The sequence below is a fragment of the Streptomyces dioscori genome (assembly GCF_003024195.1).
GTDB lineage: Bacteria > Actinomycetota > Actinomycetes > Streptomycetales > Streptomycetaceae > Streptomyces > Streptomyces dioscori.
This window is the reverse complement of sequence record NZ_KZ679041.1, coordinates 272883-289535: the sequence shown is the minus strand read 5'-3', so window position 1 is coordinate 289535 and position 16653 is coordinate 272883. Positions and strand designations below refer to the sequence as shown.

Here is a 16653-nt window from a genome sequence, read left to right as displayed (position 1 = left end):
GACTGATGGTCAGCGAGCGCCGGACCGGCGGGCCAGGTCGCGCAGCTTGGCCTTGATGTCCCGCGGGGTCTCCAGCGAGTCGTCGTCCGCCAGGAGCCGAACGATCGACATCACCTTGGCGTCCGCGGCGTCCACCGAGTCCTGCTGGATGGTCTCGATACGGCGGATGCCGGCCGCGGATGTGGAGTGCGGATAGAACATGCCCGCCGGGTGCTTGACACCGTTGCCACGGTCCGCGAGCCAGATGTACGCCATACTCAGCGCGGCGGTCTGATGGGCCGGATTGCTGTCGCACAGTTCCCGCATGAAGACGGAGAACGCACGGCAGTGCCGAGCCTCGTCGCGGGCCAGGAGCCGCCAGATCTTGCGGATCACCGGCTCCGATATGTGGGCCGCGAGCGCCTTGTAGAGGGCGGAGGCGCGTGACTCCGAGATCACATTCATCATGAGGGTGGCGGAGCGCACGTCGCCCTGCGGATACGGCTCCCGTTTGTAGAGCGCGTGCTTCGAACGAAGCTTGACACCGATCTGGTCCAGGTAGCGGGCCTGGACCAGCGAGTGGCGGGATTCCTCCGCACCCCATTGCAGTGCCCAGGAGGAGAAGCTGACCTCGTCCTGCCATTCCCGCAGGAAGTTGTGGGCACCGGGCAAGGTGCCGAATTCGATGACGGCCGCCTCGGTGAGGAAGTCCACGGTCCGTTCGTCGAGCATGCCGTGCTCGATGCGGTCCAGATCCACTTCCTTCCAGTCCCAGCGCGTCGTCTCGAACCAGTCGAAGATCTTGTTGAACGTCATGTCGAGGTAGAAGTCGGTGTAGAGGTCGTCCGTCATCAGCGCGCGGTGTGCCCGCAGGGCCAGTTCGACGGAAGTGGTCAGCCCTTCGGGCGCCACCGCGGCGGGTCGCACGATGTCCTCGACGTCCAGCGCTTCGGCCCACCCGGGAACCGGACCTGCCGTATCGGGCCCGACGACGTACACCCGGGTCCGGTCGAACCTCGTGAGCGACCGCAACGCCCGGACGGCGGGCAGCGGCTCGGCGTCCGCGCTGATCCACACCGCCGCGAGCTCGGTCGTGGGGTCGAGTTCGTGCAGGTAGCGCTGCCAGTCGGCGTGCGCCGGCCGGTCCACGACGACGTCGCCGAAGGTGGGGACGGTCAGCCGTTCAGCAGGGGAGACGACGGTGGTGGGTGTCAGCAGGGTAACGGTGGGCGAGGGCATGGAGGGCGTCCTCTCTGGTGGGCTGCGCAGAACGTCGGCAAGCACCTTGCCGTGCGGCGCGTGTGGCTCGGCTTCGTGTACGTGTGCGCGCGTCAGCGCGGCCTGGATGCTGCGGCGGGACCAAGGAGCACGGGCAGCGCCTCGATGCTGTTGCTGACGAACGAGGGCACGGGCCGTACGGCCCACGTGTCGGACGGGGCCATCCGCACGTCGGGGAATCGGGTGAAGAATCCGGCCAGCGCTGTCTCCAACTGGAGGCGGGCCAGGTGGATCCCGACGCAGAAGTGCGGGCCGTGCCCGAACCCGAGGTGGCCGGCCTGGCGCCGACGGACGTCGAAGAGTTCCGCGTCCGGCCCGTGGTGTTCCGAGTCCCGGCCCGCCGAGCCGAAGGACGCGAGGATGGCTTCTCCCCGGTGGATGGTCTCACCCCCGATGACGACGTCCTCGGTCGGATACCGCATGGGGAACTGGTTCACCGCGCCGTTCCAGCGCATCGTCTCCTCGACCACCGCGCTCCACGGGACTTCGCCTGCGCGGACGGCGGCGAGTTGCTCGGGGTGGGTGAGCAGGGCGTGGCAGGCGTTGACGAGTACGTTGATGACGCTCTGGTGGCCGGCGAAGAACATCAACAGGACCATGCCGTGCAGTTCGCTGTCGGTGAGCCGGTCGTCTCCGTCGCGGCGCGCCGTGAGCAGAGCGCTGATGAGATCGTCCGCGGGAGCGTCGCGACGTTCCGCCACGATCTCCCGAAGCAGCGCTTCGATCTGACCGTCGATGTCCATGACCTGTTCGGGAGTGTTGTTCGTACGTGTCTGCATGCCGGTGAGGACATGCAGCAGACGCCGCTTGCGCTGCGGGATCCCCAGCAGGTCGGATATGACGGTGGTGGGGATCGGGAAGGCGAAAGCCTTGCGGAAGTCCACCAATTTGTCCTGTGGACGTGTGGCAAGTTGGTCGAGGAGCCCGTCCACGAGGTGTTCCACCCCCGGGCGCATGGCCTCCACCCGTGCCGGGGTCAGTGCCTGGTCGACCAGTCCGCGCAGCCGCCGGTGGTCCGCGCCGTGCGAGTTGATGACGCTGTCGGTCGCGACGAATCCGATCAACGGCCAACCGTCCGGCACTTCGTCACGGGCCACTGCTCCCCAGTATGTGATCCCTTTGGCGATACGGGGATCTGTCAGTACTCGGCGCAGGTCTTCATGGCGCGGAATCGCCCACGCCCGCACATCGCCGGGGAGTTGGACCGGTACAGCTCTCCCCGCCGCGCGTAGGAGGGCGTTCTCCGCGTGCTGATCCGCACCGTTGACATCCAGCGCGAACGGGCATCGCGACGTCGGCCCGGCGCTTTCCTCAGTCGGCTTCACTTCATCTCCACCTTGGGAAGCGCGGCGTGCTGCGACGGCTCGTCCGCCAAGAAGCGCACCACGTCGGTACCGAATTCTTCGTACATTTGAAACAGAAACCCGTGCCCGGTATCGGGGTAGATCTTCAGCACTGAATGAGGCACGTGAGACGCCAAGATGGCGCTCTTTTCCGCAGCGACCATGATGTCGTGTTCGCCGTGCGCGACGAAGGTCGGCTGGGTGATGGACGCAAGTTCCCTGACTGCCAGCGGATCACGGGCGCCCCATGCCTCCGCGGCTTCCAACTGGGCCCGCCAGGCGTGTTCGGTGACGTCGCCGACAGCACCTACATGGCGCCGGGACAGACGGCGGATGTAATCGACGCCGTGTGCCCGGCCGACTGCGGTCGCCGGGAAGAACAAGTGGATGATGTCTTTGGCACTGATCAGCTCTCTGCTGATGATCGACCGCACCCGGCCTCCTGCGGCGTCGTCCTCGCCGAATCCGCGTGGCGCGGTACCGGCGAGTATCAGGCGGCGCACCAGCTCCGGCCGGACGCGCGCCAATACTTGCGCCACATAGCCGCCCAGTGAGAACCCGAGCACATCGACGCCGCCCGATCCCATTGACACCATGAATTCGGCGATCCCCTCCGCCATGGCCTCGACCGTGGTGGGCGTCGTTCCCTCCGACAGGCCGATACCGCGGTTGTCCACGACGATCACCGTGCGGTCTGCCGCCAGCCTCAGGAGCAGTTCCGGATCCCACATGTCGATGCTGGCCCGGAAATGGGACAGGAGCAGCAGCGGCGGATTCCCCCTCTCGCTGCCGAACCGGACGTAGGCGTAACGACAGCCATCAGGGGACCGGAGAAAGCGCTTCTCCATAACTGACCTCCGTTCGAGCCCGGGGTATGCGCGGTCGGTAGCTGCGACACACCCATACCGAGAACTTCTCAGCTCACTGAACTCCTGAGGATGCTGATAGAGCCCAACTGGCGCTGGGCGAAACGGACTCGGCGGTTACCTGACCGCCCTGCCCGGGTGTGAGACGGACGTGTGCGTCGGGTGTGGTGAGTTGCACAGATGTGGTTTCGCCACACCCGTCGGGGCCTCACACCACGGATAGCCGTCGTCGTCGGCGCGGAAAGCGCTGATCGTGACGGCGCTGCCGCTCAGCGGCAGCTGCGGGTGGGCCGACGTCGAGTGATGCACTGACCGTTTCCGAGACGGTCGTAACATGTGTTACACCGGTCCGGCTCACCGGGAACGCACTGCTTCGCTGTCCGCTTTCGTGCCGGTCGCCGTCGTGGATCACGAGCGAGTTCTCCTGGCCCTCGTTGTCGGCTCCGGGTGCCAGGAATTCCGGTGCCTCTTTCTGGCGCACAAGGGAGGAGAATCGGTCGTTGTTGTAGTACCTGGGTAAGCCTGCAACGTAGTCGTCGTTGGCACTCCAGCTCCAGGTCGACGTGGGGTCCAGGTCGGACGGGTGTAGTTCTCCGTCGGGATCGTCCCAGAACTGCACCGTACAGGGAGGGATCGCCGCGTAGGCCGGCGACACGAGAGCAGGAGCGCCTCGACTGCGGTGACACCGATGGCGGCTGACACCCTGAGGGTCCTGAGGCTCATAGAGTCCCTCCTCGTCGGCACAGACATAGGCTCCAGGAGCACACTTGAACATACGTGCGTTCAGTCGGCCAGCAAACTCAGCCATAGACTAACACGTATGAGCGCGGTCTCGGTTTGTGGCCGATGATTTGTCTCGCATGTTTGTCCTGAAGTGGACTGTGCAAGTCCGATAGATCGCTGGACGATCCGACTCGCAGACCATCGGGCAGACAGCTGTGTGCCGAGTCATGCGAGCCGCGGTGTCGCTGCGCGGCCGGTCCGGACTGGTGCGCGGGCTCGCGACAGTCGTCGGAGGGCACGCCTCGCTGTTCGACTGCCTGCCGCACCTGCTTCTCCACCTCGTGCATGTTCAGCCCGTGCTTCTGCGCGGAACCGGGTCATCGCCGACTGTGCCTGGCTCTGAACGACTGCTCTGGCCCCGGCTGAAGGCTTGGGTTCTAGAGGTGGTCGCAACACCAGAACCTGCGGGGTGTTGCATTGTCCAAGCCGCGGCGGACCTATAAGAAGCGTGGACCTGCCCCGTTGGCCGAGAAGCGTGACCAATACCTTCGGCTCATGGCACAAGGATCGAGTAACTCGGCCGCGTGCCGAGAGGTGGACATCAACCGCAAGACGGGGAACCGGTGGAGGTACGGACGGAAGGTCGTCGACCGGTTCGGCCGGGAGCACGTCTACCTGCCATCACCGAGGAACGGGACACCGGCGCGGGCTCGCCGCGGTTCCTGTCGGAGGACGAGCGGATCGTCATCGCCGACCTGCCGCGGGCCAAGAAGTCCCTGCACGCCATCGCCCGCGAGCTCGGTCGGACCCCGGCCACGATCAGCCGTGAGGTGCGCCGCAACCGCGACCCACGCACCGGCAAGTACCACCCGTTCCAGGCCCAGCGACGAGCGGCCGTGCGCCGCGCCCGCTCCAAGGAAGGAAAGACAGGCCGCGATCCGGAGCTGAAGGAGTTCATCCAGCAGCACCTGGCCTGCACCTGCACCTGCCCGACGGCCGGGGATCCGAGCACGTCCGCGACGCCCTCGTGCACGCCTTCGCCAGCCTGCCGGCCGACCTCGCCCGCTCACTGACCTGGGATCAGGGCAGCGAGATGGGCCGCACGACGAGTTCACCCGCGCCACCAGCATCCCGGTCTACTTCTGCGAGCCGCCAGCCCCTGGCAGCGCGGTTCGACCGAGAACACGAACGGCCTGCTGCGGCAGTACTTCCCGAAGGGCACGGACCTGTCGATCTACAGCGCCGAAGACCTCACCTGCATCGCCGCCGAACTCAACGACCGCCCCCGCAAGACCCTCGGCTGGCAGACACCCGCCGAGCTCTTCGCCAGGCTCGTCGCAACACTTGAGTGATCGCGTGTTGTGATGATCGCCAGAATCCGCCCACTGAACGCCTCAGCCGCCTGACACTGACCGACGGAGCACCCGCACCCCGCCAACTGACTGCCTTGCAGAACTACCTCGGCCAGCGCGGGATACCTCGGTCGAGATCCTGGCGCACCTTGGGCACTTGACCTTGGCCGTCTCAAGATTCCGGACGGATGTCACCCGCGGTAGGATCATAGGTGTGCCAACCACGAGCCGTCTGGATACGTTGCGACTGAAGGACAGACAGGTCTCTCGCCGCCGCCGTGATCATCCCGGCCGCACAGGTGTGACTTGAGCAGTTGTTCCACCACCGTCGCGGTCGAGTATTGACGGAGACATGTCCTCTCAGCGCACGGTTGCCGGGCCGGAAGCAGACATGTCACGGTTTCCATGAAAGTGAGCTATCGAGCGTGCAGAGCCTTCATCCCGTGCCCGCGGTTTTCGTGGGCGGACGCGAACTGGAAGATTTGTACGAATACCCCGCCGGTCTCGACCGGGCCTGGGTACAGGCGAACTTTGTCGCCAGCGCCGACGGGGCGGCGACCGTCAATGGGGACTCAGAGTGCCTGTCCGGGTCCGCCGACCGCAGGATCCTGGCGCTAGCCAGGGACCTCGCGGACGTCGTCATGGTGGGTGTCGCCACCGCCGTCGCTGGCGCGTACCAGACGATCCAGGTGGACCCGGCTCGCCGCGCCGCGCATGGCCTGCGTCCCCGGCCGTCCCTTGCGATGGTCACCAACCGGTGCTCCCTGGGGCCCGATGCACCGCAGATCGCGGACTGCCCCGAACCACCTGTCGTGATCACGTGTCGCGACGCCCCACTGGCGACCAGGAGGGATCTGGTCGCGGCGGGCGTGGACCTGGTGACGGTCGGGGACGGGTCGGTGGATCTGCGGGGTGCCCTCGACGCGCTGGCGGAACGCGGCTTGCGGAGGGTCGACTGCGAAGGGGGACCGACGTTGTTCGGCGGGCTGATCGGCGAGGACCTGGTCGACGCCCTGTGTCTCACGGTGTCGCCGGTCCTCGTCGGGGGACTCGACGGAAGGATCAGCACGCACCCGTTGCCCGCGACGTCAAGGCCCATGGTCCTGGAGTCGGTTCTGCAGGCCGAGGAGTCCCTGTTCGTGAAGTACCGCCGACTTCGCGACGACGGACCGGCGCCGCCGCGCCCTGCGGTCACCGCATGATGCTGCGCTGTCCATGTGGAAATGTACGTTGCGGAAGTTAGGGCGCCCAGGTCGCGTTCATCCTCGGTGGAGAGCAGGATCCGTCATGCTGCCGACGCCGAGCGCATGGGCCTGCAGGCCGTAGGCGAGCCGCGCACCGCCTCGGTGCTCAGGTCAGCAAGACCCACAAACGCCCCGCCATCACGCCGAACGCGACCAGTGTGATTCAGGAACAAGCTCATACCTTGAGGCTACTCCGGACCGGCCGGAGCGTTCACCGGGAAGGTACGTGTGAGTAACTGGGTCGTGCGAAGTGACATCGAGAGACTCACAATCACATTTGGACTTTCCAGTCCACAAAATGAGTTGTATCTTCGGCGTTCCGGGTCCAGGCAACAACAAAATCCAAGAAAACACCCTGGGAAGGGGACGATCATGCGTGCCGTAGTGGTGCAGAATCCTGGCGGTCCTGAGGCGATGGAGTTGTGCGAGTGGCCCGAACCGCACGCCGGGCCGGGCGAGTTGCTGGTGGACATCGAGTTCGCTGGCATCAACTTCATGGACACGAAGACCCGCTCCCTCGGCACGGGTAGCGGTCGGACCCCGTTCGTCCCCGGCGTGGAGGCCGCCGGCCGGGTCGCCGCCCTCGGCGAGGGCGTCGATGGCTACGCAGTGGGCGACCGGGTGGCCTGGGTGTTCAACTACGGCAGCTATGCCGAGCGGATCGCTGTCCCGGCCAATCAGGTGGTACCCGTCCCCGACGACATCCCCAACGACGTGGCTGCCGCAACCATGATGCAAGGGCTCACGGCCCACCACTTCGTCCACGAGGCAGCACCTCTGGACCGCGGGCAGACCGCGCTGGTGCACGCCGCCGCTGGCGGGGTGGGGCGTTTCCTGATCCAGTTGCTCAAACTGCGGGGCGTGGCCGTGATCGGGCTGGTGTCCCGGGAGGAGAAGGTGTCGGTTGCGAAGGAGGCCGGGGCCGACCACGTCCTGGTCTCCCTCGACGGAGATTTCGTGGAGCGCGTCCACGCCCTCACGAACGATGAGGGTGTCCACGCCGTGTTCGACGGAGGCGGTGGCACCACCTTCCAGTCCTCCATCGACGTCCTGCGCCGGTCCGGCACGCTGGTCTACTACGGCCCGCTGATGGGGGACGTTCCCACTGTGCGGATGACCGACCTCCCCAAAAGCGTCAAGGTCACCTACGCGGTGTTCTCGGACCACATCCACACCCCTGAGCTGCTGCGAAAGTACTCGGCCGACCTGTTCGACAAGGTCCGTGACGGCGCACTGAAGATCGACATCACGCGGCGCTACTCCCTGGCCGACGCCACGCAGGCGCACATCGACATCGAGTCACGCGGCACCACGGGCAAGCTGCTCTTCGACACCAGCCTCTGAACCCGGCAGGCCACCGCTATCTGATTCGTCGCTCCCCAGAGACCGCGGGTCCTGTGCTTCCCCCCTGCACGGGACCCGCCTCCATGACTTAGCGTCCTGGTGTTCGGACGATACGTTTCTGAGGCCGGGCTGGTACATGAGCCGCGCGGTGTCGGCAAACGGGCGCCCCGTCGATGGCTGTGGCCTGTGATCGCACCGCGCCCCCTTCAGCACGACCATCGAAGGTGCCCCTCTTCATGCGTGGCCCGCCCTCTCGCGGGCTCACGCTGATTTCGGCCACCGTGCTGACGGCGGCATGCCTCTCAGCGCCGATTGCCGCTGCCGGACCGGACGCCTGGGTGGCTGCAGGCCCTCTCGGATGGCGCTCCTGCGCGGATATCGCCAAGGATCGGCAACCGCATGACCACACGCGCGAACGCGCCACGCTCCCGGTGCCTTTGGACTACTCCTGCCCCGACGGCGCGCTGCCAACCGGATTCGCGCCACCGCCCCGGATGCCTCCAGGCCCGAGGCGACGTCCGTGATGTGGCCGCGCACCGACATCGCGAGGACGGGGCCGGGGCTGGTCTCCCGGATGCGCCAGCACAGCCCATGCCGCCCAGTTCGGGAGGCACGAGCTCGGCGGATCACCTCGTCGTCCTCGACCAGGAGGACCGTGACGGGCGGCGCGCCGCCTGCTGGGGCGAGGGAACGAGCATGCCTTTCCATCCGAAAGTCTGAACGGGGGCGTCCTCATCATGCCGTGTACCGCACCACGTGTGCCGGACGCTCCGCGCCATTGCTGGGCCTGAGAGCAGGACATACTCGTTCACAGGACATGAGCCACAAGAACATTGAATCTGTGCACGAAGAACACCGGCACTTCCCGCCCGTGCCGTTCGCCGCGGAACCGGTCGATCTGCTCGTAACAGTGCGGCCGTCGCAGGAGACCACACCGGCGGCGGCCGACCAGGTCCCGCAGTGGCGTGCCCGCTTGGCGCAGGCGGATCCAACGCTGGAGGAGCGACACGGTCGCTGGGCACCAGCGAGGATCGCTGGAGTTTCAGCATGGGACGAAGAGGCGTCGGTAGCCGGGGAACGGGCGACGCGCCACTTTGCCGCCTGGGAAGACGGGCCCTCACCCCTCCGGACGGGCACGAATCCGACGCCGAGCACGAAAGCTGCGGGACCACCCAGACCGGAAGATCACCCACGCATCCGCGTGACCATCGAATCACCGGAAGCGTTCGAGCGTCAGATCATGCGCAGCCGCAGGCACGAGCGCAACACTCCCGAAGTCGAACAACACAGCGTGCCGTTATCGAAGCCCGAACACACAGCCGAATCAGCGGCGGGCAATCTTGAACGCCGGCGGACGAGAGCCGCAGCGCCCGCCTCGTGCGAGTGCTGCGGCTCGGTCGCTCGGAGACGGGCTCTGCGTGGTCCGCGCCCTGTGGCGCCGCTCTACGGAGTCGTGGCGAGCACCCGGTAGCTGCGGAAGCCGGAGGGGATCTCGGTGCCGCTCTGGTGCAGGCCGTCCAGACGCAGGAACGCGTCCGTGTAGGGCGAGTCCGGGACGCCCGGGGCGCAATCGGCCTTGTAGTACACGTCCATGTAGTTGGTCAGCGAGTAGTTCTCGACCGAGTACATGGCCTGCGGCAGGTTGTGGCACTCGTAGTCTGCGTGGTCGGCGGTCACCTGCTTGCCGGTGAAGTCGTGGTTCGCGTAGAAGGTGATCTGACCGAGGTCGGTGGCCGCGGCGGGCTGGGCCAGGTTGAGGCCCGTGAAGAGCGCCGCACCGGACGTCGCGGCCGCAAGGCCCACGAGACGGCGCTTCCACACTCTGCTCATGTCGTACTCCCTGTAGGTGATGTGGTTGCCCGGGCACCAGGTCCCGGATCATACGTATACACGCGCCGCACACACACTTGCGCATTCAACGAATAGGCGGAAGTTCGGATTCAGACATTCGCCAACTTCCGGAAGGTGGTATGAGGTCGTCAACGTAGGCCTTGGGGTTTTCGCACTACACGGAGTGTCTGTCTTTGTCGTGCTTGTCCGAGCCGACCCTGGTACGTGTGAGCGAAGAGAACGACGCACCGTCACGTGCCGTCAGCCCACCGCTCGCCATGCAGATCCTGCTAGCACGTCAAGAGGCGGACATCGCCGCGCAGCAGCATGCACCAGGCTGCGCACTCGGGTGACATCGACTGTTTTACCCGAGGCGACAGAAACGATGCGGGCGGCGTGAACTAAGACGCTCGCTCCCTCCGTATAGCTAGTGATGATCGGTACGTGTCGGAGAAGACTGACGCGGTGCGGCGTCCGGATACACCGACGAGAGGCCCGTGTTGGTCGCCCGCCATCCGGTCCCGCAGAGCAGCGGATGGCGGAACCTTGCCCGCCGTCCGTACCGACGGGCCGAACGATGAAAGAACCCAGGTGACAAAGATGACCTTGATGAACCGCGACGGTGCCGCAGTAGCAGCGCACCATGTCGACGTGTTGCGCGCCACGGTACGGGGTGAAGTGCTGGGCAGGGACGACGCGGGCTACGACGAGGCCCGCCGCGTGTGGAACGGGTACTTCGACCGGCATCCGGGTCTAGTGGTGCGTTGCGCGGGTGCCGCCGACGTGATGGACACCGTGAAGTTCGCCGCCCGTCACGACATCCCCCTTGCGGTGCGCGGTGGAGGCCACAGCTACCCCGGGCACTCCACCATCGATGACGGGCTGATCCTTGACCTGGGGCGGATGAAGGGCCTGCGGATCGACCCCCAGCGACGCGTCGCGATCGCCGAGCCAGGACTCCTGCTCGCGGAACTGGACGACGAGGCCTACCGCTTCGGACTGGCCGTGACCGCGGGACAGGTCTCACACACGGGCATCGCCGGCCTCACTCTCGGCGGCGGTGTCGGCTGGCTGGTTCGGGCTCACGGCCTCACACTCGACAACTTGATTGCCGCCGACGTCGTGCTCGCCAACGGCGAGCTGCGCCGAGCCAGCGCGGCGGACGATTCCGACCTCTACTGGGCCATCAGGGGTGGCGGCGGCAACTTCGGCGTGGTCACGTCTTTTGAGTACAACCTGCACCCCCAGGGCCCGTGCCGCACCGGGGCAGTGGTGTATCACGAGTCGGCACACGCTTCCGTCGTGGAGGGACTTGACGGTTTCATAAGGACCGCTCCGGACCGGTTCGGCCTGGCCGTGGGCTTCTTCGATCTGGGTGAGGGGCAGACCGGGATCGCGCTGCAGTACGTCGACAGCGCGCCCGCGGAGGACTCCGACGCACTGGTCGACGCGCTCGCCGGTTTCGGCACGGGTGCCCTCATGCGGGCGTCCGACACGATGGACTATCCGAAGGTCCAGCAGCTCGCGGACGCGGCCATGGTGCACCACCGCCGCTACTACACCCGATCGTTCATGCTCCCCACCCTGACCGACGACGCCCTCACCATGCTGTTGGACGGCTTCAAGGAGCGCCAGTCGCCGCTGGTTCAGGTGGGTCTGACTCTGCTGGGCGGACAGATGGCCAGGGTGCCGTTGGAGGCGACCGCGTTCCCCCACCGGCAGGAGGGCTACATGGTGGCGCTCCTCTGTGCGTGGGAGGACGAGGCCGACGACGCGGCCAACATCTCCTGGTGCCGTGAACTGTTCGACCGGATGCGGCCGTTCACCCCTGGCAACGTCTATGTCAATGAACTGTTCGACGAGGGCGAGCAGCGGATCGTGTCAGCGTACGGCTCCTCACACTACGAGCGACTGTCGCAGCTGAAGGCGAAATACGACCCCGACAACCTCTTCCGCGCCAACCAGAACATCAAGCCGGCGGCATACGAGGCACGTTAGTCTCGTGCTTCCACGCAATGGGACGGCCGATGCCCCTGAACCGCCAACGACAGGGCTTGTCTAGGCCCTGTCGGCTACGCGGAAGAAATCCCTCTCCAGGTGAAGAAGCGTGGCGGGTCGTGCCCGCGTGTCCGCATCGAGGGCGGCAGTGGGGCGGTGGTCCCGCAGGCCAGGGGCGGGCCACTGGTCGAGACGGTCCGCGAAGTCGACTTGCACACAGCGATATCAGCGGCGCTGACGCCATGGCCGCACTGGGCGGGGACCGCCGGGCGAGTGTCGCCCACCGCGGACCGAGGTCCGGTTCGCCGAGAACAAGACGCACAAGGACGAAGGACGGAGGCCAGACTATCCACCTCCACGGCCTGCCGAACCTGCAGCTCGCCGCCCGGATGCACCGCTGAGGGTGAACTACCTCGCCCCGAGAGCATCACCACTGGACTCGTCTCCGTGCGGTCCTGCGCGGCGGCCCCTCGGCCCCGCCCCCCTTCGGGTAGCCCGGCCAGGCTCAGCCGCTCGAACCTCACCCCGGGCCCCCGGCCCCCGGCTGTGACCGCGGCGGGCCGGCACCTGGAGCAACAGCACGAACCCTCCCGCTGCGATCCACGGGACCGCGGTCACAGCGGGAGGGTTCTGGGGGTTTCAGTCGGTGATGTCGATGCGAAGCCGGCTCAGCTTGAAGCCGGCGATGCGCCAGACGTCGTCCACCTTGCGATACGTGTCGTGGTAGTGGCCCAGCCCATGCATCCTGGTGAACGGGGCAGCGGAATCAGCCTGCCTGTCGTAGAAGACGTAGTCCTCCATGGCCCACACACCGGAGGCGGTGGAGTCCGAGGTGAACTCGATCTCGTGGGAGAAGACATGGTGCACGGGCTGGCCGGTGCCCACGCGACCACCGACACTGGCTGGGAATTCGGCGGCCGTCACCGAGTGGGAGAGGGTGCCATCGGGCCGGTGGAAGTGCATGACCGCGTCGTCGGTGAACAGGTCGGCCATCGCCTCCCATCGTTTGGTGTCTGCCAAGCGGCAGTAGCGGGCTCTGAGTTCGCGGATCTGATCGATGTCCGAATGCGCTGTGACAGACATAGGAATCTTCCTCTGATACTCGTGTGCAGCTCACCCATGCCCAGGAGGGGGCACGGTGAGAGGTCAGAAGGTGCGCTGGTCCACGCGTTCGGAAACGATCTCGTCGACCGTCTCGCGCTCTTCGGACCGGATAGTCGCTGCGGCCTTGCCGGCCGGGATCAGCAGGCAGGCGGCAAGCACCGCGACCGCGCCGACGGCCAGCAGCAGGAATGCCGTGCTGTACCCGGCCTCGTCCGGGAACGCCCCACTGCCGGTGTGCGAAGCCAGGACGGTGGCGACGAGGGCGGTACCCACCGCACCTCCGATGGTCCGGACGTTGGCATTCATCCCGGCTGCGGCGCCCGTGTGCTCGGCAGGAACCGCGTGCACGACCACGGCGGCCAGGGCTGAGATCCCGATGCCGAACCCGATACCGACGATCGATGTCTCCAGGGAGATGAGCCAGGCATTGCCATGGAACCGGGCCAGCAGAAGGAAGCCGATGATGATCGGCAGCGAGCCCACGACGAGCAGCGCCTTCACCGAGAACCGTCTGGCCAGAGGACCCGCCGCGAGACCGGTGAGGAACTGCACCGCCGCCACCGGAAGAAAGAGCAGCCCGGAAACGGTGATGGATTCCCCGAGCCCGTAACCGGTGCTCACGGGGGTCTGGAGAAACGCTGGGATGAAGCCGAAGGCCGCGAACAGCGTGAAGCCAAACAGGAAAGAAGCGAGATTCGCCGTCCACACCGGACGCATCCGAAACACCCGCATGTCGATCAACGGAGACTTCGAACGCAGCTCGATCGTCGCCCAGAGCACTCCGGCTGCCACCGCGGCAGCGAACAACCCCAAGGTTGTGACCGACCCCCAGCCCCACCGCTGACCACTGGTGAGCGGCAGCAGGAGCAGCACCAGAGTGCCGGCAAGCAACACGGCGGCGGAATAGTTCAGCTTGCCCGTACTTGTGACCGGAGTCTCCGGGACGAACAGCAGGACTCCCAGCGCCATGATGCCGTTAGCGATGGCGGGCAGCCAGAACAGCCACGAGACACCGAGGGCGCTGATGATCGGACCGGCGACCAGAACGCCGATGGCCACACCGACGGAGCTCACCGCGGCGATCGCGCCAACCTTGGAGCTGACCTGGTCTGCCGGCATGAGATCGCGCACGATCCCGAACGACAGCGGGATGGCGGCGCCGCCCGCGCCCTGCAGGACGCGTCCGACGAGCAGCATGGGCAGTGTGGTCGCCAGCGCGGCGACCACACTGCCCGCCGCCAGGACGAGCAGAACTGCCACCAGGATTCTGCGTTTGCCGATCTGGTCGCCCAGCCGACCGAGTACGGGAGTCAGTACGGCGCTCGACAGCAGGAACGCAGCGAGTACCCAGCTCACTCCGATCCGGGACGCGCCGACGTGCTCTCGTAGGGCTTCGAGGCCCGGGTTCACCATCGATTGCACCAGGGCGTAGGACACAGCCGAGACTGAGAGCATCGCCATGATGGCTCCGCCACCTCGTGACGTGGCGAAACTTCCGACGGCGTGGCGCGAGGAACCCATACTGGACTGCATAGTCCAATACTATGCACCCGCAAAACCGGACCGTCAAGTCCAGTCTCGCGCCACATCGAAGTGCCGCAGTGGACGTAGACACGTGAGCCCACACACAAACCGACTGAAGCACCACGGGGCATCCTGCGCGGGTATCCATCCCACCACCAGGACTCCACCGTGGAAACCCTTCATTTCGCAGCATCGGGCACCCTGACGCAAAGCCGATACTACGCCACACGTGTGAATAGTTGACTGACTGGTCCTTTACGTGCATCCTGAGTGGACCATATAGTCCATGCGGATCCTGGCGCAGCCACGAAGTCCGCCCGGGCCCTCCACCCCGCCGACGCGGGGCGCAGATTTCCACGTGAAGGACACTATTCCCATGAGTACCACTGACTCCGGGCGGTCCCTTGAGCCGTTCTCCATCCACGTCGAGCAGGACATCCTGGACGATCTGCGGCTCCGCCTGAAGTCCGCCCGCCTCACCTCCGACCCGGAGAACGAGGACGAGGTCTACGGCCTGAGTACCGACTACCTCAAGCCCCTGGTCCGGTACTGGGCCGACGGCTTCGACTGGCGGGCCGTCGAAGCCAAACTGAACGCCTACAACCAGCACCGCCTCGACGTGGACGGCACCCCCGTGCACTTCGTCCACGAGCGCGGCGTCGGGCCGGCTCCTGTTCCACTGCTGCTGATGCACGGCTGGCCCTGGACCTACTACCACTGGCACAAGGTCATCGGTCCGCTGACAGACCCCGCCGCTCACGGCGGCGACCCCGCGGACGCCTTCGACGTGATCGTGCCGTCCCTGCCTGGTTTCGGCTTCTCCACCCCGCTGGCCAACCCCCGCGAGAACTTCGCCAGCATGGCCGACCGCTTTCACACCCTGATGACGGACATTCTCGGCTACGAGAAGTACGGCGTCGGTGCGGGCGACTACGGTGCGCTCGTGGGCGCTCGGCTGGGTCACAAATACGCCGACTCGCTGTACGGCATCCACCTCGGCAACGAGATGCCGCCTGGGATGTTCCAAGGGGACCGCTTCTGGGACACCAGCGGTGGCCAGCCGACCCCCAACGTTTCGGAGGAGGCCCGCCTCCGCGCGCTCCGGACCACCGACACCTACATCTCACACGTGGTCGCGCATCTCTTCGACGGCCAGACCCTCACCCACGGCCTCAACGACTCCCCGGTCGGACTCCTGGCCTGGATCGTGCGGCGGTGGAAGAAGTGGAGCGACCGCAACGGGGACTTCGCCACCGACTGGCCGGTGGACGACATCCTCACCTTCGCGACCATCTACTGGGTCACCGAGTCCATCGGCTCCTCGATCCGCGCCTACAAGAACGCCCACCTCTACCCCGCACAGCCGGTCCACGACAAGACCCCCTATGTCCAGGCCCCGGCCGGCTTCACCCTGCTGCTGGGCGACAACCGCCCGGGCGTCGACACGGCCGAGGAGCGTATCGCGGCCTTCAAGGCCGGTGGCGGTCAGTTCTACGCCGACATCCGAGCCGTCAGTGTCCACGACAAGGGCGGACACTTCGGTCCGTACGAGAACCCCGATGCCTGGGTCGAGGACCTGCGCAACACCTACCGCGCACTGCGCTGACGCACATCCCCCACCCGCGCTGCATGGTCGGCACGGGAGCGGACGGCACAGGACAAGGGGCCGGGAGGTCCGCGAAGCGGCGAACCTCGCGCGCCATGTCAGGTGCCTGCCCTACGGCCACTCATGCGGCACGGCGAGGCCGGCGGCACCGGCGTCCCGCCGACCGATGCCGCTTCGATCACAGCCACGGAACACCCGAGCATGACCACGGGCCCTCGGCGTCTGGCAGTGGATTGGCAGACCACGGTGTGCGGGCATACGGCGCGGCGCCGCCACACGTGGGACGACGGCACGATCAGCGCCTCACACCTCGCTGCACGCCCGTGACACAGCGAAATGACCGGCACGTCCGAGTCGCACGAACTCACCACTCCACTCGCCCAGTCGACATGTATGAACTGCTGGAAGTCCTGAGTGTGTGCATGGCACGATTGTCCCCGCGATGACGCCCCGCCCGGGGCG

General features: G+C 66.4%; 10 protein-coding genes and 2 pseudogenes. 6 read left to right on the top strand and 6 right to left on the bottom strand.

What is annotated here, in order from left to right; translation table 11 throughout:
* Nucleotides 1–9 precede the first annotated feature (9 nt).
* The 3 genes from C6Y14_RS12495 to C6Y14_RS12485 all read right to left on the bottom strand — a co-directional run bounded on the left by C6Y14_RS12495 (nucleotide 10) and on the right by C6Y14_RS12485 (nucleotide 3448).
* Nucleotides 10–1218 carry a ferritin-like domain-containing protein gene (locus C6Y14_RS12495; protein WP_107016671.1) on the bottom strand — a complete coding sequence of 403 codons (1209 nt, stop codon included), beginning with the start codon at nucleotides 1216–1218 and terminating at the stop codon, nucleotides 10–12.
* 92 nt (nucleotides 1219–1310) lie between these two features.
* Nucleotides 1311–2354, bottom strand: coding sequence for a cytochrome P450 family protein (locus C6Y14_RS12490; RefSeq protein ID WP_225891039.1), 1044 nt, complete (start codon nucleotides 2352–2354; stop codon nucleotides 1311–1313).
* Nucleotides 2355–2578: 224 nt separating this feature from the next.
* Nucleotides 2579–3448 (bottom strand): alpha/beta fold hydrolase, encoded by an 870-nt coding sequence (locus C6Y14_RS12485; protein ID WP_107016669.1) that lies wholly within the window; start codon nucleotides 3446–3448, stop codon nucleotides 2579–2581.
* A gap of 1325 nt (nucleotides 3449–4773) precedes the next feature.
* Between C6Y14_RS12485 and C6Y14_RS45855 the strand changes: the two are divergent.
* From C6Y14_RS45855 to C6Y14_RS12470, 3 genes and pseudogenes are all read left to right on the top strand, one after another.
* Nucleotides 4774–5541, top strand: a pseudogene (locus C6Y14_RS45855) (IS30 family transposase).
* 443 nt (nucleotides 5542–5984) lie between these two features.
* A complete protein-coding gene (locus tag C6Y14_RS12475; protein WP_199854716.1) occupies nucleotides 5985–6743 on the top strand; it encodes a dihydrofolate reductase family protein in 759 nt (252 codons plus the stop codon).
* A gap of 414 nt (nucleotides 6744–7157) precedes the next feature.
* Nucleotides 7158–8129, top strand: a complete 972-nt coding sequence (locus tag C6Y14_RS12470) for a quinone oxidoreductase family protein (RefSeq protein WP_107016667.1) — start codon at nucleotides 7158–7160, stop codon at nucleotides 8127–8129.
* A gap of 1443 nt (nucleotides 8130–9572) precedes the next feature.
* On the opposite strand, the gene C6Y14_RS12460 is transcribed toward C6Y14_RS12470, so the two are convergent.
* Nucleotides 9573–9959 carry a hypothetical protein gene (locus tag C6Y14_RS12460; protein ID WP_107016666.1) on the bottom strand — a complete coding sequence of 129 codons (387 nt, stop codon included), beginning with the start codon at nucleotides 9957–9959 and terminating at the stop codon, nucleotides 9573–9575.
* 600 nt (nucleotides 9960–10559) lie between these two features.
* Between C6Y14_RS12460 and C6Y14_RS12455 the strand changes: the two genes are divergently transcribed.
* Entirely contained in the window at nucleotides 10560–11957 is a 1398-nt protein-coding gene (locus C6Y14_RS12455; RefSeq protein ID WP_107016665.1) for an FAD-binding oxidoreductase, read from the top strand.
* A 99-nt stretch (nucleotides 11958–12056) separates the two neighbouring features.
* Nucleotides 12057–12203, top strand: a pseudogene (locus tag C6Y14_RS46030) (IS1380 family transposase); the annotation flags it as partial.
* Nucleotides 12204–12596: 393 nt separating this feature from the next.
* Here C6Y14_RS46030 and C6Y14_RS12445 read toward each other — a convergent pair.
* Nucleotides 12597–13040 (bottom strand): nuclear transport factor 2 family protein, encoded by a 444-nt coding sequence (locus tag C6Y14_RS12445; protein WP_107016664.1) that lies wholly within the window; start codon nucleotides 13038–13040, stop codon nucleotides 12597–12599.
* Nucleotides 13041–13103: 63 nt separating this feature from the next.
* Nucleotides 13104–14522, bottom strand: coding sequence for an MFS transporter (locus C6Y14_RS12440; protein ID WP_107016663.1), 1419 nt, complete (start codon nucleotides 14520–14522; stop codon nucleotides 13104–13106).
* 439 nt (nucleotides 14523–14961) lie between these two features.
* On the opposite strand from C6Y14_RS12440, the gene C6Y14_RS12435 reads away from it, so the two are divergent.
* Nucleotides 14962–16191: an epoxide hydrolase family protein gene (locus C6Y14_RS12435; RefSeq protein WP_107016662.1), complete on the top strand. Its 1230-nt coding sequence runs from the start codon at nucleotides 14962–14964 to the stop codon at nucleotides 16189–16191.
* The last annotated feature ends 462 nt before the right edge of the window (nucleotides 16192–16653 follow it).

Excerpts from the sequence above, each read along its gene's own strand:
- C6Y14_RS12495 (WP_107016671.1), bottom strand. The coding sequence starts at position 1,218 with ATGCCCTCGCCCACCGTTACCCTGCTGACACCCACCACCGTCGTCTCC.
- C6Y14_RS12485 (WP_107016669.1), bottom strand. The coding sequence starts at position 3,448 with ATGGAGAAGCGCTTTCTCCGGTCCCCTGATGGCTGTCGTTACGCCTAC.
- C6Y14_RS12470 (WP_107016667.1), top strand. The coding sequence starts at position 7,158 with ATGCGTGCCGTAGTGGTGCAGAATCCTGGCGGTCCTGAGGCGATGGAG.
- C6Y14_RS12460 (WP_107016666.1), bottom strand. The coding sequence starts at position 9,959 with ATGAGCAGAGTGTGGAAGCGCCGTCTCGTGGGCCTTGCGGCCGCGACG.
- C6Y14_RS12455 (WP_107016665.1), top strand. The coding sequence starts at position 10,560 with ATGACCTTGATGAACCGCGACGGTGCCGCAGTAGCAGCGCACCATGTC.
- C6Y14_RS12445 (WP_107016664.1), bottom strand. The coding sequence starts at position 13,040 with ATGTCTGTCACAGCGCATTCGGACATCGATCAGATCCGCGAACTCAGA.
- C6Y14_RS12440 (WP_107016663.1), bottom strand. The coding sequence starts at position 14,522 with ATGGCGATGCTCTCAGTCTCGGCTGTGTCCTACGCCCTGGTGCAATCG.
- C6Y14_RS12435 (WP_107016662.1), top strand. The coding sequence starts at position 14,962 with ATGAGTACCACTGACTCCGGGCGGTCCCTTGAGCCGTTCTCCATCCAC.